Raw genomic sequence first — 22107 nt, 5'->3', positions numbered from 1 at the left:
AAAGGAGCAGTAGAAGCCATGGTTTACTCACTAAATTGGGGCGTTTCGGGCGCCATGGGAGGGTTTTATGACCTGGGCATCGTCACCGACAGGTTCGCGGTAGGGCTTAGAGGCCTCCTCGACGGGGATTCGACCCTGGCGGGGCTGAACTTCGCCGCGGCGGGTGCCGTCGGACTATATGCCTGGGGGAAAAATGAGTTGTTCTCCGATGCATTCCTCGAGACGACTGACCGCACTACCCCCAATAATTGGTCGCCGACGCTCATCCTCGACAGTTGCTTGATTACCCTCGTGCTCACCGACCACATCGGGGGGTCCGGTACGCCCGACGCCGGTGACGAGATGGCCGCCGGTGCGGACCTACACGAGACCGCCCAAGCACAGCTGGCGTCGGTCGTCACGGGTTCGGCGGGCTGGCAGGGAGCCGCCGCGGACGCGTTCACCGCACAGCACGCCGAGTTGCGTGCTCTCACAGGCGAGATGGCGGAATTGGATCGGCAGACCCAGGCGCAAGTGCAAGACCAAGCCGACGCGGTGACGACATTCCACCGAGGCATGGCAGGGTTAATTCTCAGCATCGTCGTCGCCAAGTACGTAGCGCTGGTTTGGTACAGCTACAACCCGACTCGTTCAATGATATTTCAAGCCGCCCTCAGTGCGGCGACGCTCGCCTCAATGGGGTCAATTATTGGACTTACGGAGAAGGCGTCCCGCAAGGTCGGCGACGAGACCCAGGCATTGAACGCGAAGTATCTATCGGTCGCCGAGCGGGCGGCCGCGGTGACCGGTGAATTCGCCAAGGTCTACCTCCCCGAGACGCAAGACACCACCATCCGTCAGTTCGGGACCGCCCTGACGGGTGCGTCGGAATTGGGTGTCGGTGCGGCGCCGATCCGGACCTCGGCCGCCGGTCGGCCCAACGCCGACCTCGCGGAACTGCAAAGTCCGGCGTTGAACACGTTGAGCGATGACCAGAGCACCTCCGGCGTCATCGCTGAGGAGGCCGATGCGTCCGATGCCAGATCTATTGCAGTGCAAGGGAGTCCGACGTTGAGCCGAGTGATGAATCGGTTGGTCGAGATGTCAGGGACGGCCGCCGAGATTTCGTCGAATCTGTCCGCGCAGCTGGACGTTGTCGACCAAATCATCGATCAGGTTGACAAGATCTCGGGAATGGCTCAGGACTGGCAGGCCGCGGCTCCAGAGGAAGACGCCACCGCCGAGGAGCCCGCGCCGGCCCTGGCGGCCGACACCGTCGGTGCCGCTGCCGGTGCCGAGGCGGTCGAAGGTGCGCCGGTGGAGTTCGCGCCCGTAGCCCAGTCGGAGCTGGCGCAGCTGGCCCTATGACAGGCGGCTCGCCGCAGCGTCGCGGTGAGCCGGTCCGGATAGCAAACCCATTCAATCAAGTTAGGAGATCAACTCATGCGCACGTTAACCGTCGACTCCCAGGGCATGGCAACACTGGCCAAGCCTCACGAGGAAGCATCGGTGCAGGCCCTGCAAGCAGCGCACGCGGCCGATGGGATCGCAAGCAAGGTCGAACGTTCACACGGGGTGTTCAGCGGCCATTCCAGCGCCCGGTTTGCCGACATGGAGCAGATTCGCCGGCACGCTGCCGTGTCGATTGCGGCGGTCGGCAGCGAGCTGGCTGCCAAGCTGCGCGCCGCCGGCTATGTCTATGCACGCGTGGATGATTCGTTGAGCGCCAACCTGGACAAATAACTCGTCGATCCTTTGGCCGGGCCACCCTGATCAGGGTGGCCCGGCCAAACTGTTTCCTACGGGTGGAACGACTTAGCCGAACGCAACGACGTCGTACGGCCTGACCGCTCAAGAATGCGTAGAGGGTGTCATCACGCGGCGTTGGCGGATCCGCATGCTCCCAGCCAACCCTGGCCAGCTCGAGATCCAATGCAGCGGCGCGCTTCTCGTTCTCACTGACGGCGCGCGCCGCCATGCCGCGGGCGTAGCCACCGCACAACACCAACCGGCTGACTCGCTCCGGGTGACGGGCCGCATAGGCAACCGCCACCGCCGCCCCCTGCGACACACCCAACAGCGGAAAGCGGTCCAACTGCACGGCATCGACCACGGATTCGAGATCGGTCACCCAGTCCTCGAAGCAGAAATCCGTTGCCTGCCAATCCGAAAGCCCGCAGCCGCGCTCGTCGTAACGGACGAGGCGATGGTCGAGAGACAGGTCACGCACCCAGTGCCGCCACACCGGGCTCTCGATGTCATAGCCCAGGTGTGTCATCCAGTTGGCGGCGCGGACCAACGGCGGACCGTCGCCGGCGATCCCATAGGCCAGCCGCGTCCCGTCGGCTGCCTGGCAGAAGCCGATGTGTTGGCGAGGTGCGGGGCCCTTGGCAGGTTTTGACTTGAAAAGTGTTGTTTCGGAGCAGGTTTCGGACGCCAAGGTACCGACGAACTGGTAGCCACGTCCGCGCACGGTCCGGATATAGCGCTGTGATCCGCCGTCGTCACCGAGGGCCCGGCGGGCCGTCTTGATCCGGCTGGTCAGCGCCGCCTCCCCGACGAACCGTCCGCCCCACACCGTGTCGAACAGCTCTTCCTTGCTCACGAAGCGCTGGTGGTTGGCAACTAATTGGGTCAGCACGTCGAATACCTGCGGCTCGACCCGCACGGGGTCACCGTCGCAACGCAATTCGTAGCGCCGGGTATCGAGGACGAAATCGTCGAACCGCCACACACCGCTGGGACGGCTGCCGGCGATGGTCGGCGTCGGTGCAAGCGTTGATGCCATCATGGTGTCCGGGCTCTCCTCGGTTAGTCGGGTCAGTCGCTCGTGAAGCCGAGCTGTACGACGGCGTCGGGATGTTGCTCGCCGGGTTCGGAGAAATCAATCGTGACTTCGTCCAGCACCCCGCCGCGGAAGGGGTTCGGCGACACATAATCGCCCGAAACCGAATAGGCGACACTGCGACCGGCCGAGACGGGCTGGGCCGGATCGAAGCCGGTCATCTGCATACCGGTCAGCGAGCCGACCGCGCGCCCGTCGACACTGAGCACTACGTCGCCGATAACGTCGAAGAGGCCGCTGCCCGTACCCTTCCTAGTGAATTCGGCACTAAAAATACTGTGCCCTAATTTGATTGGCTCACTCGAAGTGACGGTCTGCTCGACGCCGTCGAAGTTGCAGACGTAACGCAGTCGCCCACCGGCCAGATAGAGCGCGTGGCCGCACGGCCGGCTGCCCTGGGAGAACAACACGCCTTCGGCATCGGCGCTGTCGATCGACACCATCGCGCGGAGCGCGAACGACCGGCCGCGGATCAACCCGCCGTTCGGTGTACGTCCCGCGGGAGTGTCAGGGATGAAGACGGCCCGCTGGGATGACATGTCCGCTGCGCCCGCGGCCCATCGTGCGATCAGCTCGAACAGGCTGAGATCGTTCAGCGGGTAGGCGTTGCATCGCAGGGCCTCTTCGCGCCACAGGGCTTTGAGTTCGTCGAGCTTGTCCGGATAGTCGGCGGCAAGGTCATGGATCTGGCTGCGGTCGGCAGCGATGTGGAACAGCTCCCACCGGTCGTGGTCGAACTGCGACCAGCCGGGAACATGCGGCACCGCAGAGATGGTGGGGTGCACCGTGTTGGCGAACCAGCCGTCGTGCCAGATGCCGCGGGTGCCCAGCATTGAATAGAACTGGGTGTGCTTCTCGGTTGATGCGGTCGAATCATGCAGTACTGCAGCGAAACTCACTCCCTCGAGCGGCTTTTGGGGGATTCCCTTGACCGTGCCGGCCGGGTCGATGCCCAGTAGGTCGTACACGGTTGGCGTGATGTCGCTGACGTGCACGTAGTGATCACGCACCTCGCCGCAAGTGCTCAGCCCCCGGGGCCAGGAGATGATGCACGGGTCGGCGATCCCGCCTTCGTGAGAGGCGTAGCGCTTGAACAGTTTGAAGGGCGTGTTGAACGCCATCGCCCAGCCGTTGGAGTAGTTCATCCTGGTGCCCGGCCCGCCGAACTCGTCGTATTTCTGCAGTGTCGGCACGGATTCGCGGCCCGCGCGCAACGAGACAAATTCGTCAAGGCTTCCGGTGGGCCCACCCTCGCCGCTGGCTCCGTTGTCGGACATCACGACGATGATGGTGTTGTCCAACTGACCGGTCTCTTCGAGATGGTCCAGGATCCGGCCGATGTGTGCGTCGGTGTAGCTGAGGAATCCGGCGAACACCTCGGCCATTCGGCACGACACTCGCTTCTCGTCCTCCGACAGCGAGTCCCAGGGGGTGACGGTGTCGTGTTCGGGCCACGGCAACCCGTCGGGGTTGGTGCAGTCGGCGTAGGGGTTTATCGGGGAGAGTTCGGTGTCCCCGGGCAGCAGACCCTGGGCCTTCTGATTGGCCAGGGCGATTTCGCGGTAGCGGTCGTAGCCCATGTCGAATCGGCCCGCGTATCGGTCGGCCCATTCCGCGGCGACCTGATGGGGCGAATGCCCAGCTCCGGGACACATGTACATGAACCACGGCTTGTCGGGCGCGGCGGAGCGGTGGTCACGCAGAAAGCCGATCGCCCGATCGGCGAGGTCTTTGGACAAGTGGTAGCCCTGCTCGGGGGTCGCGGGCGGATCGATCGGCTGGCTGTCGCTGACCAGGCTCGGGTACCACTGGTCGGTCATGCCGTCGAGAAAGCCGTAGTAGCGGTCGAACCCGCGGCTGAGCGGCCAGTACCGGCGTGCGCCTGCCGCGTGGCATTCCTCGGGCGGCGCCAGGTGCCATTTGCCCACGGCGTAGGTCGACCACCCGCGCTCGGCGAGCACCTCGGACATCAGGGCCGTCTCTGAGGGAATGCGTCCGTGGTGTCCGGGGAAGCCTTGCGCCATGTTCACCACCGCGGCCACCCCAACCGTGGTGGCGTTACGTCCCGTCAGCAGGGCGGCGCGGGTGGGCGAACACAATGCCGTGGTGTGGAATTGTGTGAGCCGGACTCCGCGGTCGGCAATGCGCTTCATGTTGGGCATGTCGACCAGGCCGCCGTAACAATCCCAGGTGGCGATGCCGGTGTCGTCCCACAGCAGGTAAAGCACGTTGGGCGCACCGTCCGGCGCCGACGGGGTGCGCCACGGTGCCCAGTCCGGCTCGGAGTCGCGGATGTCCTCGGCGATCGTCCCCTGGAATTCCGTAGGACCCGTAAAATCTGTCATAGATGACAGATTAGGGCAAAGTGTCACTTGTGACAAGTTTTTGCCTTTTCGGTCGTCCGGTGCTGTCATAGTGGCTGTGGTGAGCACTGAGGTGGGCAAGCGCGAGGCACACAAGATCGCCACCCGGCGTGCCATCCAAGCCGCGGCCGACAGCCTCTTCGACGCTCGGGGTTATGCCAACACGACGGTCAAGGACATCGCCGACGCTGCCGGCGTGACCCAGCGAACCTTCTTCCGCTACTTCCCCGGCAAGGAAGTGCTGCTGGTCAACGACATCGAGAAATGGCTGCCGACGCTGGGCGCCGAGATCAGGCAGCGCCCGGCCGAGGAGATTCCACTGGACGCCGTCGAGAACGCGTTCTCGGCCCTCGTCGACCAGCTGCACGAGGTTCAACTGGACATCTCATGGCTGTTCCTCGAGGGCCCTCCGGGTCCGAGGCTGGCGAAATCGATCCCTGGGTTGATGCTGCGATTGGAACAGGAGATCGTCGACGCCCTCCTGGAGCGCTTGCAACGAAGCGCAGCGGTGCAGCCCGACGAGGAATTCCAGGTCCAGGTTCTCGCGCGCTGCGCGGTGGCCGCCTTCCGCAGCGCCGGGATCAGACACTGGCAGTTGGGCTTACGCAATGATGACGGCCCGAGCCTGGCCGAATTGTTGACTCAAGCGTTCGAGATTTTGCGGCGCGGTCTCTGAATCCACGTTCGAGGCGTCTAGCGCTTCAGCCGCACCGACCACTCCGCATGCGGGGCCTCGTGCAGTTCACCCGCCTGGTCGACCACCAAGGTCAGCAACTGCACGACGATTCCGGTCAGCCGCCCGCGTTGTGGGTCGTCCGATGGGATCGTCACGGCCAGCCGGGTGCCGGGCCGGAACATGGTGGTCGACGTGTTCGCGGGGTTTTCATACACCTGGAGCAGCCGCCACGGTGCGCGCGAAATCGCCTCGGGGACCGAGAGTTGGACCGGATAGCGGCCGGTGACCCGCAGCTCGCCCTGAGCTTGTGGTTGCTGGCAGTCATCAAGGTTGAGCACATTGCAGTACATGTAGGGCCCCACCCGGATCGAGTGCCCGTGCGAGTACGCGCTGATCTCCGGTCGCTGCGGGCCCGAGTCGCGCAGCAGCCACCAGGTGCCGACTCCAGCGCCGGCGGCCAGCAGCACGACCACGACCGCAAGGGCAACGGCCGCACCACGTTTCACTTCGGGACCGCCGCGGTCATGCCGCTGTCGCGGGGCATGCCTTCCTGCTCGACCATCACCGGCCGGTTACCGCCGAGGCCCGGGATCAACGAGTTGCCGCGGAAGCTGACGATGGTTTGCGCCAGACCCAGAATCAATATCGCACTGATGGCCGTGAAGCCTACCCACAGCTCGGTGTAGACCATCACCCCCACCGCGCCGCCCAGCACCCAGGCCAGCTGCAGCGTCGACTCCGAGCGCCCGAACCCCGACGCCCGGCTTTCTTCGGGCAGGTCGTCTTGCAGGGATGCGTCCAGCGACGCCTTGCCGATGGCGGCGGCGGCGGACGTGATCAGGGTGGCGATCGCGGCCGCCATCAGGCTGCCGGCCAGTGCGGCGGCCAATGCGACCGCGCACACCGCCACGGTGCAGCGCACCACCAGCACGGCGGGCCGGCCAAGTTTCAGCCGTGCGCTGGTGAAGTTGCCGGCGAAGTTTCCGAGCCCGGCCGCCGCGCCGATGATGCCCAGCATCGCGAGCTGCTCCCAGCCGTTGGCTTCGTGCGACTTCGCGACGAACGCGGGATACAGAAACAGGAACCCGACCATTACCTTGATCGTGCAATTCCCCCACAGCGAGGTAATGATGTTGCGGCCCAACGGCTGTCGCAGTGCCCCGCTGACTTCCTTATGCCAGCTGCGGCGCAGTGGCTCGCTGTCCTGGCGATAACTCAGGGTGGCCGGAACTTCACCCTCGGTCACCTCGACCCATCGTGGTATTCGCATCGACAGGAAGGCGCCCGCCACCGTCACCGCCACCACGACGAACAATGCTCCCGGCAGCTTGAGCAGGTTCGCGCCGGCGTACTCGACGCCGCCTGCGATCGCGCCGCCGACGATGGTGCCACCGAGCAGACCGAACATCGTCAGGCGCGCGTTCACGCGCACCAGGTCGATGGTCGGCGGCATCACCCGGGGCGTCACCGCGCTGCGCAACACACTGAACGACTTGGAGAAGACCATCATCCCCAGCGCACACGGATAGAGCACCCACGATGGGAAACTGCCGCTGGCGCCGTCGTAGTTCATGATCAGCAGCACCGCCAGCGCGGTACGCAGCCCGAAAGACAACGCCAGCGCGACGCGCCGGCCGTGCTGCAAGCGATCCAGCGCGGGCCCGATCAGCGGCGCGATCACCGCGAACGGCGCGATCGTAATCAACAGATACAGCGCGACTTTCGATTTGCTCTCGCCGCTGGCGGCGGCGAAGAACAACGTGTTCGCCAGCGCGACGGCCATCGCGGAGTCCGCCGCGGAGTTCGCGACCACCGGCCACGTCAGCGCGGTAAGGCCCGACTTGTCGGCGCCATCGGCGGTGGCCGCCCGTTGCACCATCCAATACATCCGGGAGCCCATCTCGCGGCTGCGCAGGGCGGCGGCGCGGGTGACAGTGATCCGTTCACGTTCACCCGAGGATTCGCGACGCGGGGGCGCGGCGTCGCGGTTCGGTTCTTTCTGCCGGCCCAGCGGGGGCAGGTAGCGGTTGGCACTGGGTGGCGCAGGTGGGCGGCGCGTGCGTCGATAGTCCGCGTCGTCGGTGGGGTAGTTGGCCATGCCGGGGTGCTGATTAGTCGATCCAGTGCGGGTCCGGCGGCCCGGGTTGGAGGGCCCACGGCCCGGATCGTCACGCCGCCGTCCAGACACAAATCAATTCTGTCCTATACCGGGGGGCAACCGGGCGTGGCTCGCCAACTTAGACCGAGGGGCAACCGGGTGCGGCTCGCCAACCTACTATTGGAGACGCGATGCATGGAGAAGACAGCGTGACCGGACCCATCGAGGAATCCGCCGTGGCAACCGTGGCCGACTGGCCGGCAGAGTTGACGGCGGTGCTCACGCGTGCGGTCGACCAGGCCAGGGCGGCCGTCGAGGAGTTCAGCGGACCCGACGCGGTCGGGGATTATCTGGGCGTCAGCTTCGAAGACCCGAACGCCGCCACGCACCGGTTCCTGGCTCACCTGCCCGGTTACACCGGTTGGCAGTGGGCCGCCGTCGTCGCTGCCTACCCCGGCGCCGACCAGGCCACGATCAGCGAGGTCGTGCTGGTCCCCGGGCCGACGTCGCTGCTGGCGCCCAATTGGGTGCCCTGGGACCAGCGGGTGCGCCAGGGGGATCTGAGCCCCGGCGATCTGCTGCCGCCGGCGGCGAACGACGAGCGGCTGGTTCCCGGCTTCATGTCCAGTGGTGACCCGCAGGTCGACGAGACCGCCGCCGAAGTCGGGCTGGGCCGGCGTTGGGTGATGAGTCTGTGGGGCCGGGCCGACGCCGCCGAGCGCTGGCACACCGGTGACTACGGCCCCGACGCGGCGATGGCGCGGTCCACCAAACGGGTGTGCCGCGACTGCGGCTTCTTCCTGCCGCTGGCGGGATCGCTGGGCGCGATGTTCGGCGTCTGCGGCAACGAGCTGTCCGCGGACGGGCACATCGTCGACAAGCAGTACGGCTGCGGCGCACATTCCGACACACCGCCACCGGCGGGCAGCGGTTCGCCGGCGTACGAGCCCTACGACGACGGTGTCCTTGACATCATGGCGCCTCCGCCGGCCCCGCCCGAGGCGCCGGCCGTGGTGTCCGAGCCGCCCGACGAATCGCCCGAGGCCGTGGCCGAAACGCCGGAGTCGCCGGACGAACCGGCCGAGGCCGTGACCGAAACGCCGGAGGCCGTGACCGAAACGCCGGAGGCCGTGGCGGAAACGGCCGAATCGTCGGATTCGCCGCAGGCCTCCGGGACAGCCGAGTCACCGGATGCCGCTTCGGAATCCGCGACGGATTCACTCGACTAGCTTTTCTCGGCCGCGGCCTTGATTCTCGCCAGCGAGGCGTTCATACCCTCGACCAATTCGCGTTCGAAGTTCGCTGTCCCGCCCAGGAACGCGTTGATCGACAGGCTCGCGTACGCACTGAGGCCGTTTTCGGCATGCCGACTTTCGACGACCCGGGTGCCGTCGCCGTTGGGCTCGAGTTCATAGCTCCAGATCGTCCGGTTTGTGTCGACCCGGAAAGCCAGCTTCTGCTCCGGAATGACCTCGACGACCGTGGCCGTGGTGGGCCAGAGCAGGCCCAGGCGCCGGTTGAGGTTCAGCGTGCGGGTGCCCGGACGCAGTGGTCCGAACGCCTTCATCCAGCGACACTGCGGACTCCACTCCGGCATGCGGCGGAAGTCGGAGATCAAGGCCCAGACTTTCGCGGCCGGCGCGTCGATGTCGATCTGCGCCTGCAGTAGCGGGGCTACCATCGCTTCCTCCCGGCTGAAGCTATTTAGGGTCGAGAAAGGTTTCCAGGCCTGTCTGGGCGCCTCGCTCGCCACGACGGGCCCCGGCGAGCTGCAGTAAGAAGATGGTCGTACCCACCGCGCCGGTTCCCAGCCCGGCCAGCGCCACCGGACGCCAACTCTCGAGCGAGGGAACGAGAAACGCGGCGGCCACGGCGATCAGCCAGCCCACGGCGCCGATCGTGATGAACGGCCACACTCGCAGCAGCCCGGATGGCAGCGGTGGCGGCTCGGGACTCCGGCCAGGTTCGGCGCTCATCGCGATCAATCTAACCCCGCAGCGGGGGCCACCGCGGCGTGGGCGTCGCTGTCTGTCCCAGCGAATGCGCGATAGGCGACCGTTCGACGTTTCTCAGCCCGAACTCTCGGGTTCCGATGTAACCTCGCGCCATGCCTGACAGCGATGCGCGGCTGGCGGCCGACCTGTCGTTGGCGGTTATGCGGTTGGCGCGCCAACTGCGGTTCCGGAATCCGTCCTCTCCGGTGTCGCTTTCTCAGCTGTCGGCATTGACGACCCTGGCCAACGAGGGTGCGATGACGCCCGGCGCCTTGGCGATTCGCGAACGCGTCCGGCCCCCGTCGATGACCCGGGTGATCGCGTCGCTCGCCGACGAGGGCTTCGTGGACCGCACGCCGCACCCCGTCGACGGCCGGCAGGTTCTGGTCTCGGTCTCCGAGTCCGGCGCCGAATTGGTCAAGGCCGCCCGACGCGCCCGCCAGGAGTGGCTGGCCGAGCAACTGGCGACGATGGACAGCGGCAAACGCGCCACCCTTCGCGAGGCGGCCGACTTGATGTTGGCGCTCGTCGACGAAAGCCCGTGAGCCCGCGCCTGGATGTCCAGGACGTCAACGATCCCGACGACCCACGGCTCGACGATTTCCGCGACCTCAACAGCATCGACCGCCGCCCGGACCTGCCGACCGGCAAAGGGCTGGTGATCGCCGAGGGAGTGCTGGTCGTGCAGCGCATGCTGGCGTCGCGGTTCACCCCGCACGCACTGCTCGGCACTGGGCGCCGGCTCGACGAACTCAAAGGCGACCTGCCCGGAGTCGGTGCGCCGTATTACCGCACGTCCGCGGAGGTCATGGCCCAGGTGGTCGGCTTCCACCTCAACCGCGGTGTGCTGGCCGCCGCGCGACGGGTGCCCGAGCCGAGCGTTGCGCAACTCGTCGAGGGCGCGCGGACGATCGCCGTGCTCGAAGGGGTCAACGACCACGAGAACCTGGGCTCGATCTTCCGCAACGCAGCGGGGCTGGGGGTGGACGCGGTGATGTTCGGCAGCGGCTGCGCCGACCCGCTCTACCGTCGCGCCGTGCGGGTGTCGATGGGACATGCGCTGCTGGTGCCGTATGCGCGCTCGGCGAATTGGCCCGGCGATCTCGGGATGCTCAAGGAACAGGGATTCCGGCTGCTGGCGATGACCCCCGACGCCGGGGCGTGCTCGCTGGCCGAGGCGATGGCGGCCGCACGCGATGACCGGATCGCGGTGCTGGTCGGCGCCGAGGGCCCGGGCCTGACCCCGGCCACGCTGCGGATCAGTGACGTGCGGGTGCGCATCCCGATGTCGCGCGGTACCGACTCGCTCAACGTCGCGACCGCCGCGGCGTTGGCGTTCTACGAGCGGGTCGCCCGGTGACGATGCGGGCCGCGACGCGGCCGGAGGAGGAACCGGGCAATCAGGTTAGGCTCGGCGCGTGAGCGACAAACTCGGCCCGCCCGCCCAGTCTGTGCCCTGGGCAACGGGTTTGACGGTCGCGGGTTTTGTCGCCGCGGTGACCGGTGCCGCGATCGTGGTGCTCAGTCTCGGGCTGGTCCGGGTGCATCCCCTGTTGGCCGTCGGGCTCAACGTGGTGGCTGCCGGAGGCCTGGCGCCGACGCTGTGGGGGTGGCGGCGCACCCCGGTGCTGCGCTGGTTTGTGCTGGGCGCGGGAGTGGGCGTGACGATCGCGTGGCTGGCGCTCCTCGCGCTCACGCTGTCGTAGCTAGCGCTGTCCGCCCGAGCGCACGCCGAGCAACACGTCTTCCCACGCCGGAATGACCGGCTTGCCGCGGCGGCTGTGCACCGGCGGATCCGGGGTGGGAGCGGGTGCCACCGGCTCCGGTTCTTCGAATTCGACATGGGCCACCCGGGCCAGCGGGCGCAGCGGACGCTCGAAGTCCGGGTCGATCAGCTCACTGGCCGCGTCGTCGACCGCGGTGACGGTGCCGCCGTGGGCGCCCGGAACGAAGAAGAAATGCGCAAGGTTGTCGGAGCGACCGACCTTCCAGGCCAGCTGCACGGTCCAGCGGTTGTCCTCGTTGCGCCAGGCGTCCCAACTGAGTCCGCTGGGGTCCAAGCCACGGGTGACCATCGCGGCGCTGACGGTCTCCAGCAGGGTCATCACCGCGGGGCCATCGGCCAGCATCGGATGCGCGGCGGTTGCCAGCTCGGCGGCGCGGTAGCGCTCCAGCAACACCGGGTGGGCGAACCGGCGAACCCGCGAGAGGTCAGAGCCCGATGCCGCGGCCACCTGCTCGACCGAGGCGCCTGCGCGGATCTTGGCCTGAATCTCCTTGGGGCTCAGCATGTTGGTGACTTCCATGTCGAGGTGTGGTTGCTCCGGCGGCGTCACTTCGCCACGCAGCAGGTCACGCAGTCGATCGTCGGCCGCCAGCTTGAATCGCTCTTCCGGGCCATCGCCCTCGCAGATGACGTATTTGCTGTCGGCGTCCAGCCCGACCATTTTGAGTTCCCGCATGGCTTCTCCTCGCAGGCTTTGTGCAGGTCAGCTTCAATTTCTCCGGACCCGTCACTGTGCCGCACTCTAGTCCAGCTAACGCCCACAACCTGTGCTGACACGCTGGGCGGTTTGCGCGCCGATGGCCGGAGGGCCCGATGGCTAAAGCCGCTCGACGACCCAGTCGACGCACTGCGTCAGCGCGCTGACGTCATCGGGGTCGACCGCGGGGAACATCGCGATCCTCAACTGGTTGCGGCCGAGCTTGCGGTACGGCTCGGTGTCGACGATCCCGTTCGCCCGCAATATCTTGGCGACCGCCGCGGCGTCGACGTCGTCGACGAAGTCGATCGTGCCCACCACCTGGGAGCGCAGCGCCGGGTCGCTGACGAAAGGCGTGGTGTACGGCCGCTCCTGCGCCCACGAGTACAGCCGCTGCGACGAGTCCGCCGTGCGCTTGACCGCCCAGTCCAGTCCGCCGTTGCCCAGCAGCCAGTCGAGCTGCTCGGCCATCAGCGCGAGCGTGCCGATCGCCGGGGTGTTGTACGTCTGGTCCTTCAAGCTGTTCTCGATCGCGATCGGCAGCGACAGGAAGTCGGGGACCCAGCGACCGGTCCCGGCGATGGCCTCGACCCGGGCCAGCGCGGCGGGGCTCATGATCGCCAGCCACAGTCCGCCGTCACTGGCGAAATTCTTCTGCGGCGAGAAGTAATAAGCATCGGTGTCGGTGATGTCGACCGGCAGGCCGCCGGCCCCGGACGTCGCATCGATCGCGACGAGTGCGTCGCCCGATCCGGCCGGACGCTTGATCGGGACCGCGACCCCGGTCGACGTCTCGTTGTGCGCCCACGCGATCAGGTCAACCGACGGGTCGGTTTGCGGCTCGGGTGCACTTCCGGCGTCGGCCTTGATGACGATCGGATCCCCGACGAACGGGTTCTTGGCGACGCAGGACGCGAATTTCGAGCTGAACTCGCCGTAGGTCAGGTGCAGCGAGCGCTTGTCGATCAGCCCGAACGCGGCCGAATCCCAGAACGCGGTCGCGCCCCCGTTGCCCAAGATGACCTCGTACCCGTCGGGTACGGAAAACAGCTCCGACACCCCTTTGCGCACCCGGCCCACCAAATTCTTGACCGGCGCCTGCCGGTGCGAGGTGCCGAACAGCGCGGCTGCGGTGGTGGTCAGCGCCTGCAATTGTTCGGGTCGGACCTTGGAGGGGCCGCAGCCGAAGCGGCCGTCGCGGGGTTTGAGGTCAGCGGGGATCTGGAGCTGGTCAGCCATGCTCATCAGGGTAGTGAGCCGACCCGGGACGGTGCTGGGGCGGGCTGTTTGTTCTGTTCCGCCGACGGCTACACATCGAGGATAGCGCCGCTGAGTGTGAGCCATACCACACGAAGTCGGTGACCACCGGTCAGGCAACAGTGGCCGTCCGGGCTCTAGAAAGTTCCCGGTACCTGCGGTACTGTTTGGACACAGTACGGCCGAATGTAAACCTCGCTGGGGAGGCTTGGGTATGGCTAGAACGCGAACGGTCCGGCGTTGGCGCAAGAGGATGGAAGTGCGCGACGACGCTGACTACGTCAAGATGCTCGCCACACTGTCTGAGGGGTCGGTGCGGCGGAACTTCAACCCGTACACCGACATCGACTGGGAGTCGCCCGAATTCGCCGTCACCGAGAACGATCCGCGGTGGATCCTGCCGGCGACCGACCCGCTGGGTCGCCATCCCTGGTATCAGGCCCAATCGCAAGAGCGCCAGATCAAGATCGGCATGTGGCGTCAGGCGAATGTGGCCAAGGTGGGTCTGCACTTCGAGTCGATCCTGATCCGTGGCCTGATGAACTACACGTTCTGGGTGCCGAACGGGTCTCCCGAATACCGGTACTGCTTGCACGAATCGGTTGAAGAATGCAACCACACGATGATGTTCCAGGAGATGGTCAACCGCATCGGTGCCGACGTCCCGGGCATGCCGCGCACGCTGAAATGGCTCTCGCCGTTGGTTCCGTTGGTGGCGGGGCCGCTGCCGGTGGCGTTCTTCATCGGTGTGCTGGCCGGTGAGGAGCCCATCGATCACACGCAGAAAAACGTTCTGCGTGAAGGCAAGTCGCTGCATCCGATCATGGAACGGGTGATGGCGATTCACGTGGCCGAGGAAGCGCGGCACATTTCGTTCGCGCACGAATTCCTGCGTAAGCGGCTGCCGGAGTTGACCAAGAGGCAACGATTCTGGACGGCGCTGTACCTGCCGCTGACCATGAAGATATTGTGCCGGGCAATCGTGGTGCCGCCCAAAGCTTTCTGGCGCGAGTTCGACATCCCGCGCGAGGTCAAGAAGGAACTGTTCTTCCGGTCGCCGGAATCGCGTAAGTGGCTGTCCGACATGTTCGGCGATGTGCGCATGCTGGCCTACGACACCGGCCTGATGGAGAATCGGTCCGCGCGGCTGATGTGGCGGATCTGCAAGATCAACGGCAAGCCGTCGCGCTACCGCAGCGAGCCGCAGCGCCAGCACCTGGCCGCTGTGCCGGCCGCATAGCACTGCGAGTTCGTCTATGCCGCACGTTATTACCCAGTCGTGCTGTAACGACGGGTCCTGCGTCTTCGCCTGTCCGGTGAATTGCATCCACCCGTCGCCGGACGAGCCAGACTTCGCGACGACCGAGATGCTCTACATCGATCCGGTCGCCTGTGTGGACTGCGGGGCATGCGTGAGCGCCTGCCCGGTGGGCGCTATCGCGCCCGACAGTCGGCTGGAGGACAAGCAGCTGCCGTTCGTCGAGATCAACGCGTCGTTCTACCCGGAGCGACCCTCCGACGTGAAGCTGCCGCCGACATCGAAGCTGGCGCCGGTGATCCCGGCCGCACAGGTGCACGCCCGTCGCCGGCCGTTGACCGTGGCGATCGTCGGGTCCGGTCCCGCGGCGATGTACGCCGCCGACGAGCTGCTCACCCAGCGCGGCGTGCGGGTCAACGTCTTCGAAAAGCTGCCCACGCCTTACGGTTTGGTGCGCGCCGGGGTCGCCCCCGATCACCAGACCACCAAGAAGGTCACCCGGCTCTTCGACCGGGTCTGCAGCCATCGCCACTTCCGGTTCTATCTCAACGTCGAGGTCGGCAAGCACCTGAGTCACGCCGAGTTGCTGGCGCACCACCACGCCGTGCTCTACGCGGTCGGTGCGCCTGACGACCGGCGGCTCGACATCGACGGCATGGGCCTGCCCGGCACCGCAACCGCCACCGAGCTGGTCGCGTGGATCAACGGTCATCCCGACTTCGTTGATCTGCCAGTCGATTTGAGTCATGAACGCGTGGTGATTGTCGGCAACGGCAACGTCGCGCTCGACGTCGCCCGCGTGCTTACGACCGACCCGGACGAGTTGGCCCGGACCGACATCTGCGACCGTGCACTCGAAGCGCTTCGCCACTCGGCGGTCCGCGAGGTGGTCATCGCCGCCCGGCGCGGGCCTGCCCACTCGGCGTTCACCCTGCCCGAATTGATCGGGCTCACCGGCACATCCGACGTGGTGCTCGATGCCGGCGACCACGAGCTGGTGGCGCGCGACCTCGCCACCGCCTCGGACCGGTTGACCCGAAACAAGCTCGAGAACTTGAGCAAGCTCGGCGACGCGTCAGAGCCCGGGCCCCGCCCGCGTATCCGGCTGGCCTATCAGCTCACGCCCTCGCGCGTCCTGGGTGAGCGGCGCGCCACCGGGGTGGAGTTCTCGATCACCGGCACCGAAGACACGCACCGGATCGATGCGGGTCTGGTGCTGACGTCGATTGGCTACCGCGGCAAGCCGATTCCCGGTCTACCGTTCGACGAGTCGACGGCGGTTGTTCCGAACGACGGCGGTCGTGTGGTTGATCCCGAGTCCGGCCAGTCGGTGACCGGGGCCTACGTGGCCGGGTGGATCAAGCGCGGCCCGACCGGTTTCATCGGCACCAACAAGTCGTGCTCGTTGCAGACCGTCCAAGCGCTGGTCGCCGATTACAACGCCGGCGCGCTGACGGACCCGGTGACCAGAGCCGACGGGCTGCAGCGACTGGTGCGCGCCCGCCAGCCCGACATCGTCGACTCCGCGGGATGGGCCGCAATCGATGCCGCCGAGGTCGCCCGTGGCATTGACGACGGCCGCCCACGCAACAAATTCACCGACGTCGCCGACATGCTGGCTGCCGCGGCGACCGCGCCACCGGCGCCGAAACGCCGGCTGTTGGCGCGGCTGCTCGGCTAGCTGCTCGACATCGCCGCCTGGATCTCGTCGGGACTGACCTCGCGCACCGGCTGACCCAATGACCAGCGGTGGCCGAACGGGTCCTCGACCACGCCGTACCGGTCGCCCCAGAACATGTCCTCGAGCGGGACCACCACCGTCGCGCCCGCGTCGACCGCCCGCTGGAACTTGGCGTCGACGTCGGTGACGGTCAGGTGGATCGTCACCGGCGTTCCGCCCAGCGACTTCGGTGTCATCGACTTGCCGCCGCAGGTCTCCGGGAAGTCGTCGTTGAGCATCACGGTGAAGCCGTTGATGCGGACCGCAGCGTTGACGATCTTGCCGTCGGGACGCGGCACGCGTCCCAGCTCTTCAGCGCCAAAAGCCTTGACGTAGAAGTCGATCGCGGCGGCAGAATCGCTAACGACCAGGTGGGGGATTACTGCGGGTTCGATGGTGATGGGCATTGCGATCTCCTTGCTGTCGTGTCGCGCGCCGGCCCCGGCTGGGGACTGGCTCACGGTTATTGACTGCGCCCGCGACACAAACTCATCGCGGCGAGACCATTCAAACGCCGGGCACCGACAAGTGGGTTAAGCGTGGCTGAGAACCCGGTCCCAGCCCTCGACGGATTCCGGGCTGCGCGGGCCCGGCCCCACATAGATGGCCGATGGGCGCACCAGCTTGCCGAGCCGCTTCTGCTCGAGAATGTGCGCGCACCAGCCCGCGGTGCGCCCGCAGGTGAACATCGCCGGCATCATGTTGGCGGGCACCTCGGCGAAGTCCAGGATGACCGCGGCCCAGAACTCGACGTTGGTCTCGATCGCCCGGTCCGGACGCCGCTCGCGCAGCTCGGCCAGGGCGGCCTGCTCCAGCGCGACGGCGACCTCGTGGCGCGGCGCTTTGAGTCGCTCGGCGGTGGCACGCAGTACTCGCGCCCGCGGGTCTTCCGCGCGGTAGACGCGGTGCCCGAATCCCATCAGCTTGTCCCCGCTGTCCAGGATCTTCTTGACCAGGCCACGCGCGTCACCGGTGCGCTCGACCTCTTCGATCATCGGCAGCACCCGCGCCGGCGCGCCGCCGTGCAGCGGACCGCTCATCGCCCCGATCGCCCCCGACAACGCCGCGGCGACGTCGGCGCCGGTGGACGCGATCACCCGCGCGGTGAACGTCGAGGCGTTCATGCCGTGCTCGGCGGCCGAGACCCAGTAGGCGTCGATGGCCTCGACGTGCCGCGGGTCGGGCTCACCCTGCCAGCGGGTCATGAAACGTGCTGTGACAGTTGGGCATTCATCGATCACCCGCTGCGGCACGGCCGGCTGGTAGATTCCGCGCGCGGACTGCGCGACATAGGACAGCGCCATCACCGACGCCCGGGCCAGCTGGTCGCGGGCGACGCCTTCGTCGGTGTCGAGCAGCGGCTGGTAGCCCCAGATCGGCGCCAGCATCGCCAGGCCCGCCTGGACGTCGACGCGCACGTCGCCGGTGTGGATCGGCAACGGGAACGGCTCGGCGGGCGGCAAACCGTGGCCGAACCTACCGTCGACCAGAAGAGCCCAGACATCGCCGAATGTCACCTGCTGATCCACCAGATCCTGGATGTCGACGCCGCGGTAGCGCAGGGCGCCGCCGTCTTTATCAGGCTCGGCGATCTCGGTGGTGAAGGCGACGACGCCCTCGAGACCGGGGACAAAATTTTCCGGGACCACAGACATAGGAAAATTCTTGCACCTTGGCTTTTTGCCGACGCTACCGGCCGGTAGCTAACGCCGGTAGCGTTGGTCCGATGGCCGGACCAGACCCCTTGACTGACCAAGAGCACCTGCAGCGGATGCGCGTGGAGTACGGGTCGGCGGAGCGCGACGGCAGCTCCGATCTCGACGCTTCCTGGCTCGACGACGGCTGGCTTGCGTTATTGCGGAAGTGGATTGAAGACGCCGAACGTTTCGGGGTCGCCGAGCCCAACGCGATGGTGCTGGCGACGGTCTCCGACGGCACGCCGACAAGCCGCACGGTGCTGTGCAAGAGCGTCGATGAGACCGGTATCACCTTCTTCACCAACTACGACTCCGCCAAGGGCCTCGAGCTGGCCGAGACGCCGTATGCGTCGGCGACCTTTCCCTGGTATCTGCTGGGGCGCCAGGTTCACGTCCGCGGCGCGGTGACCAAGGTCGACCCGCAGGACACCGCGGACTACTGGTCCAAGCGGCCGCGCGGCTCACAGCTGGGTGCGTGGGCGTCGCACCAGTCGCAGCCGATCGCATCCCGGGCGGCGCTGCTCGATCAGCTCACCGACGTGACCGCTCGCTTCGCTGATTCCGAGAGCGTTCCGGTGCCGCCGAACTGGGGTGGGTACCTGATCGCGCCCGAGACGGTGGAGTTCTGGCAGGGCCGGGAAAACCGGTTGCATAACCGCATTCGGGTCGCCGGCGGTCGCGTCGAACGCCTGCAGCCCTGATCACATACGGCGCGCGGCTGTGAGGCCTAACACCGCACGATAAGGCGCGGTTCACCTCGAGGAAAGCCGCGAGGTCAGGAGAGCAGACCCCGGGCAGGCGCATCGCCGCGAGAACGACTACCTTCAGCTGTACGCACCTAGCCAAGGCGCAGCCATACCAGCCAGAGCGCAAAGGGGTTCTCGTGGCCGAAACCGACGACACCGCAACTCTGAAGTACCCAGGCGGTGAGATCGACCTGCAGATCGTCAAAGCCACCGAAGGCGCCGACGGTATTGCTCTTGGCCCGCTGTTGTCCAAGACCGGCTACACGACGTTCGACAACGGCTTCGTCAACACGTCCGCGTGCAAGAGCTCGATCACCTACATCGACGGCGACGCCGGCATCCTGCGTTACCGCGGTTACCCGATCGATCAGCTCGCGGAGAAGTCGACCTTCCTCGAGGTCTCGTACTTGCTGATCTACGGCGAGCTGCCCACCACCGACCAACTGGCCGACTTCACCAAGCGGATCCAGCTTCACACGATGCTGCACGAGGACCTCAAGCGGTTCTTCGACGGCTTCCCGCGCAACGCACACCCGATGCCGGTGCTGTCCAGCGCCGTCAACGCGCTCTCGGCGTACTACCCCGATTCGCTCGACCCGATGGACACCGAGGACGTCGAGCTGTCCACAATCCGGTTGCTGGCCAAGCTGCCGACGATCGCCGCCTACGCCTACAAGAAGTCGGTCGGACAGCCGTTCCTCTACCCGGACAACTCGATGTCGCTGGTGGAGAACTTCCTGCGGATGACGTTCGGGCTGCCCGCCGAGCCCTACCACGCCGACCCCGAGGTGGTCCGGGCGCTGGACATGCTGCTGATCCTGCACGCCGACCACGAGCAGAACTGCTCGACGTCGACGGTTCGGCTGGTGGGCTCATCGCAGGCCAACCTGTTCACCTCGATCTCCGGGGGCATCAACGCGCTGTGGGGGCCGCTGCACGGCGGCGCCAACCAGGCCGTGCTGGAGATGCTCGAACAGATCCGCCAGAGCGGGGACGACGTCGGCGAGTTCGTCCGCAAGGTGAAGAACCGCGAAGAGGGCGTCAAGCTGATGGGTTTTGGCCACCGGGTCTACAAGAATTACGACCCGCGTGCCCGGATCGTCAAGGAGCAGGCCGACAAGATCCTGGCCAAGCTCGGCGGCGACCCGCTGCTGGACATCGCCAAGCAGCTCGAAGAGGCCGCGCTGACCGACGACTACTTCATCGAGCGCAAGCTGTACCCGAACGTCGACTTCTACACGGGGCTGATTTACCGGGCGCTCGGCTTCCCGGTCCGGATGTTCACCGTGCTGTTCGCGCTGGGCCGGTTGCCCGGCTGGATCGCGCACTGGCGTGAGATGCACGACGAGGGTGACAGCAAGATCGGCCGTCCGCGCCAGATCTACACCGGCTACACCGAGCGCGACTACGCCCCGATCGACGGGCGCTAGGCGCGCTCTAGCCAAGCGACGCCAGAACCGCCATCGCGGCGTTGTGGCCGCCGATGCCCGACACGGCGCCACCGCGGCGAGCACCCGCGCCGCACACCATGATTCGTTCGTGGGCGGTCGCCACCCCCCATTGACGGGCCGGGCTGTCGAGCGCTTCGTCGTCGTCGGCGAACGGCCAGGACAGGGCGCCGTGAAAGATGTTGCCCGCCGTCATCGCCAGCGTGTGCTGCAGGTCCAGTGTGGTTGTCGTCTCGATGCAGGCCCGGCCCTGCGCGTCGCTCATCAGCACGTCCTGAACCGGTTCGGCCAGAACGGAATTCAGCGACGCCAACACCGACTCCGTCAGCTGGTCGCGGGAAACGTTGTCCAGCAACGGGTGTGGTGTGTGCAGGCCGAATACGGTCATCGTCTGCGCACCCGACTCCCGCAGCCCGGCCGACAGGATGCTCGGATCGGTCAGCGAATGGCAGTACGCCTCACACGGCAGCGGTTCGGGTAGCTTGCCGGCGGCCGCGCGTGCGTAGGCCGTATCCAGTTGGCTCCACGTCTCATTGACGTGGAACGTGCCGGCGAACGCCTGCTCGGGGGTGACGCTGTCGTCGCGCAATCGGGGCAGCCGCCGCAGCACCAAGTTCACCTTCACCTGCGACCCCGGTGCCACCGGTCCCGGCGGCTCACCGAGCAGCTCGGCCAGCACCGTCGGGGTGACGCCGGACAGAACGAACCGGCCTCGAATCCGGCGCTGTGCGCCCTCCTGACGGTAGTGGACCTGGCCGTCCGGCTCCACACCGTAAACTTCTGCGCCGGTGACTATTTCGGCCCCATGGCGGACAGCGGCGGCGGCCAGGGCTGCCGTCACCGCGCCCATCCCACCGATCGGGACGTCCCAGTCGCCGCCGATCACGTGGTACAGAAAGCAGATGTTCTGGCGCAGCGACGGGTCGTCGAGGCGCGCGAACGTGCCGATCAATGCGTCGGTGGCGATCACCCCGCGGACCAGGTCGTCGCGCACCGCGTCGGCGATCGCGCATCCGATCGGCTCCTCGACGATCGAGTGCCAGGCCGCGTCGGCAGCCGAATCACCGCCGTCGCAGACGAGGCGGCGGGCCTGCTCTCGGGTGCGCAGCGGTTCGGTCAGCGTCGGCCACAGCGGCTCGGTCACCAGGCGGGCGCGCCGGTAGAACTCGGCGAAGCCGGGCTCGTCGTCGGCGGCGCCGATCGCGCGGAACGACTCCGGGGACCCGACCAGCAGTCCGCCGCGTCCGCCGGTCGCGGGTTGGGGTGTGTACGACGAAAATGGCCGCCGGGCCAGCCGTACGTCGGCGCCTAGGTCCGCGACTATGCGCGATGGCAACAGGCTGACCAGATAGGAGTATCGCGACACCCGGACATCGACGCCGTCGAAGGCGCGCGCCGACACCGCGGCCCCGCCGGTGTGCCCCAACCGCTCCAGCAATCGCACCCGGAGACCGGCTCGGGCCAGATAGCCGGCCGCCACCAACCCGTTGTGGCCCCCGCCCACGACGACGGCGTCGAAATCCGGCGCGTCACCGAGGGACAT

General features: G+C 66.9%; 20 protein-coding genes and 2 pseudogenes. 11 read left to right on the top strand and 11 right to left on the bottom strand.

Translation table 11 applies throughout. From position 1 onward, the window contains the following. The first annotated feature begins 18 nt into the window (after nt 1–18). Both MAAFP003_RS23085 and MAAFP003_RS30165 read left to right on the top strand, forming a co-directional pair. Nucleotides 19–1347, top strand: a complete 1329-nt coding sequence (locus MAAFP003_RS23085; RefSeq protein ID WP_207768598.1) for an EspA/EspE family type VII secretion system effector — start codon at nt 19–21, stop codon at nt 1345–1347. 75 nt (nt 1348–1422) lie between these two features. Continuing rightward, a pseudogene (locus MAAFP003_RS30165) lies at nt 1423–1659 on the top strand (type VII secretion target); the annotation flags it as partial. On the opposite strand, the gene MAAFP003_RS23075 reads toward MAAFP003_RS30165, so the two are convergent. Both MAAFP003_RS23075 and MAAFP003_RS23070 read right to left on the bottom strand, forming a co-directional pair. Continuing rightward, the gene (locus tag MAAFP003_RS23075; RefSeq protein WP_243394222.1) at nt 1559–2767 is read right to left on the bottom strand and encodes an alpha/beta hydrolase; all 1209 of its coding nucleotides are present in this window, start codon (nt 2765–2767) and stop codon (nt 1559–1561) included. The pseudogene MAAFP003_RS30165 and the gene MAAFP003_RS23075 overlap by 101 nt on opposite strands. Before the next feature lie 32 nt (nt 2768–2799). Next, nucleotides 2800–5169 (bottom strand): arylsulfatase, encoded by a 2370-nt coding sequence (locus MAAFP003_RS23070; protein ID WP_096289998.1) that lies wholly within the window; start codon nt 5167–5169, stop codon nt 2800–2802. Between the two features lie 79 nt (nt 5170–5248). On the opposite strand from MAAFP003_RS23070, the gene MAAFP003_RS23065 reads away from it, so the two are divergent. Beyond that, nucleotides 5249–5863, top strand: a complete 615-nt coding sequence (locus MAAFP003_RS23065) for a TetR/AcrR family transcriptional regulator (RefSeq protein WP_165796476.1) — start codon at nt 5249–5251, stop codon at nt 5861–5863. 17 nt (nt 5864–5880) lie between these two features. Here MAAFP003_RS23065 and MAAFP003_RS23060 read toward each other — a convergent pair whose 3' ends face one another. Both MAAFP003_RS23060 and MAAFP003_RS23055 read right to left on the bottom strand, forming a co-directional pair. Beyond that, nucleotides 5881–6369 (bottom strand): DUF2771 domain-containing protein, encoded by a 489-nt coding sequence (locus MAAFP003_RS23060; protein WP_096289996.1) that lies wholly within the window; start codon nt 6367–6369, stop codon nt 5881–5883. Next, on the bottom strand, nt 6366–7961 hold the full coding sequence (locus tag MAAFP003_RS23055) for an MFS transporter (protein ID WP_096289995.1): 1596 nt from the start codon (nt 7959–7961) through the stop codon (nt 6366–6368). Before MAAFP003_RS23055 ends, MAAFP003_RS23060 begins: the two co-directional genes overlap by 4 nt. A gap of 209 nt (nt 7962–8170) precedes the next feature. Here MAAFP003_RS23055 and MAAFP003_RS23050 point away from each other — a divergent pair. Next, a pseudogene (locus MAAFP003_RS23050) lies at nt 8171–8947 on the top strand (DUF3027 domain-containing protein); the annotation flags it as partial. A 239-nt stretch (nt 8948–9186) separates the two neighbouring features. Here MAAFP003_RS23050 and MAAFP003_RS23045 read toward each other — a convergent pair. After that, complete coding sequence (locus tag MAAFP003_RS23045; RefSeq protein WP_096289993.1) at nt 9187–9642, bottom strand: SRPBCC family protein; 456 nt, start codon at nt 9640–9642, stop codon at nt 9187–9189. A 19-nt stretch (nt 9643–9661) separates the two neighbouring features. Then, a complete protein-coding gene (locus MAAFP003_RS23040; RefSeq protein ID WP_096289992.1) occupies nt 9662–9937 on the bottom strand; it encodes a DUF2530 domain-containing protein in 276 nt (91 codons plus the stop codon). Between the two features lie 131 nt (nt 9938–10068). On the opposite strand from MAAFP003_RS23040, the gene MAAFP003_RS23035 reads away from it, so the two are divergent. From MAAFP003_RS23035 to MAAFP003_RS23025, 3 genes are read left to right on the top strand one after another with little or no spacing between them, the layout of a single operon-like run. Continuing rightward, on the top strand, nt 10069–10500 hold the full coding sequence (locus MAAFP003_RS23035) for an Rv0880 family HTH-type transcriptional regulator (RefSeq protein ID WP_096289991.1): 432 nt from the start codon (nt 10069–10071) through the stop codon (nt 10498–10500). Further along, nucleotides 10497–11315, top strand: a complete 819-nt coding sequence (locus MAAFP003_RS23030; RefSeq protein ID WP_096289990.1) for a TrmH family RNA methyltransferase — start codon at nt 10497–10499, stop codon at nt 11313–11315. The genes MAAFP003_RS23035 and MAAFP003_RS23030 overlap by 4 nt, the downstream gene beginning before the upstream one ends. Nucleotides 11316–11373: 58 nt before the next feature. Beyond that, the gene (locus MAAFP003_RS23025) at nt 11374–11661 is read left to right on the top strand and encodes a DUF2537 domain-containing protein (RefSeq protein WP_096289989.1); all 288 of its coding nucleotides are present in this window, start codon (nt 11374–11376) and stop codon (nt 11659–11661) included. On the opposite strand, the gene sepH is transcribed toward MAAFP003_RS23025, so the two are convergent. Both sepH and serC read right to left on the bottom strand, forming a co-directional pair. After that, a complete protein-coding gene (gene sepH, locus MAAFP003_RS23020; protein WP_096289988.1) occupies nt 11662–12417 on the bottom strand; it encodes a septation protein SepH in 756 nt (251 codons plus the stop codon). Between the two features lie 141 nt (nt 12418–12558). Beyond that, nucleotides 12559–13683 carry a phosphoserine transaminase gene (gene serC, locus MAAFP003_RS23015; RefSeq protein WP_423790937.1) on the bottom strand — a complete coding sequence of 375 codons (1125 nt, stop codon included), beginning with the start codon at nt 13681–13683 and terminating at the stop codon, nt 12559–12561. 226 nt (nt 13684–13909) lie between these two features. Between serC and MAAFP003_RS23010 the strand changes: the two genes are divergently transcribed. Continuing rightward, nucleotides 13910–14935 carry an AurF N-oxygenase family protein gene (locus MAAFP003_RS23010; RefSeq protein WP_096289987.1) on the top strand — a complete coding sequence of 342 codons (1026 nt, stop codon included), beginning with the start codon at nt 13910–13912 and terminating at the stop codon, nt 14933–14935. A gap of 16 nt (nt 14936–14951) precedes the next feature. Then, nucleotides 14952–16634 carry an FAD-dependent oxidoreductase gene (locus MAAFP003_RS23005; RefSeq protein ID WP_096289986.1) on the top strand — a complete coding sequence of 561 codons (1683 nt, stop codon included), beginning with the start codon at nt 14952–14954 and terminating at the stop codon, nt 16632–16634. Here MAAFP003_RS23005 and MAAFP003_RS23000 read toward each other — a convergent pair. Together MAAFP003_RS23000 and MAAFP003_RS22995 are read right to left on the bottom strand one after the other, a co-directional pair. Beyond that, on the bottom strand, nt 16631–17080 hold the full coding sequence (locus MAAFP003_RS23000) for a VOC family protein (RefSeq protein ID WP_096289985.1): 450 nt from the start codon (nt 17078–17080) through the stop codon (nt 16631–16633). The genes MAAFP003_RS23005 and MAAFP003_RS23000 overlap by 4 nt on opposite strands. Before the next feature lie 126 nt (nt 17081–17206). Continuing rightward, on the bottom strand, nt 17207–18328 hold the full coding sequence (locus MAAFP003_RS22995) for a citrate synthase 2 (RefSeq protein ID WP_096289984.1): 1122 nt from the start codon (nt 18326–18328) through the stop codon (nt 17207–17209). Between the two features lie 71 nt (nt 18329–18399). Here MAAFP003_RS22995 and pdxH point away from each other — a divergent pair, with 71 nt between their 5' ends. Both pdxH and MAAFP003_RS22985 read left to right on the top strand, forming a co-directional pair. Next, nucleotides 18400–19071, top strand: a complete 672-nt coding sequence (gene pdxH, locus MAAFP003_RS22990) for a pyridoxamine 5'-phosphate oxidase (RefSeq protein ID WP_165796475.1) — start codon at nt 18400–18402, stop codon at nt 19069–19071. 182 nt (nt 19072–19253) lie between these two features. Then, on the top strand, nt 19254–20546 hold the full coding sequence (locus MAAFP003_RS22985; protein WP_096289983.1) for a citrate synthase: 1293 nt from the start codon (nt 19254–19256) through the stop codon (nt 20544–20546). A gap of 7 nt (nt 20547–20553) precedes the next feature. On the opposite strand, the gene MAAFP003_RS22980 is transcribed toward MAAFP003_RS22985, so the two are convergent. Further along, nucleotides 20554–22107: a phytoene desaturase family protein gene (locus MAAFP003_RS22980; RefSeq protein ID WP_096289982.1), complete on the bottom strand. Its 1554-nt coding sequence runs from the start codon at nt 22105–22107 to the stop codon at nt 20554–20556.

Origin of the sequence: Mycobacterium ahvazicum, assembly GCF_900176255.2 — a bacterium.
Lineage (GTDB): Bacteria > Actinomycetota > Actinomycetes > Mycobacteriales > Mycobacteriaceae > Mycobacterium > Mycobacterium ahvazicum.
This window is presented reverse-complemented; position numbering and strand designations above follow the sequence as displayed.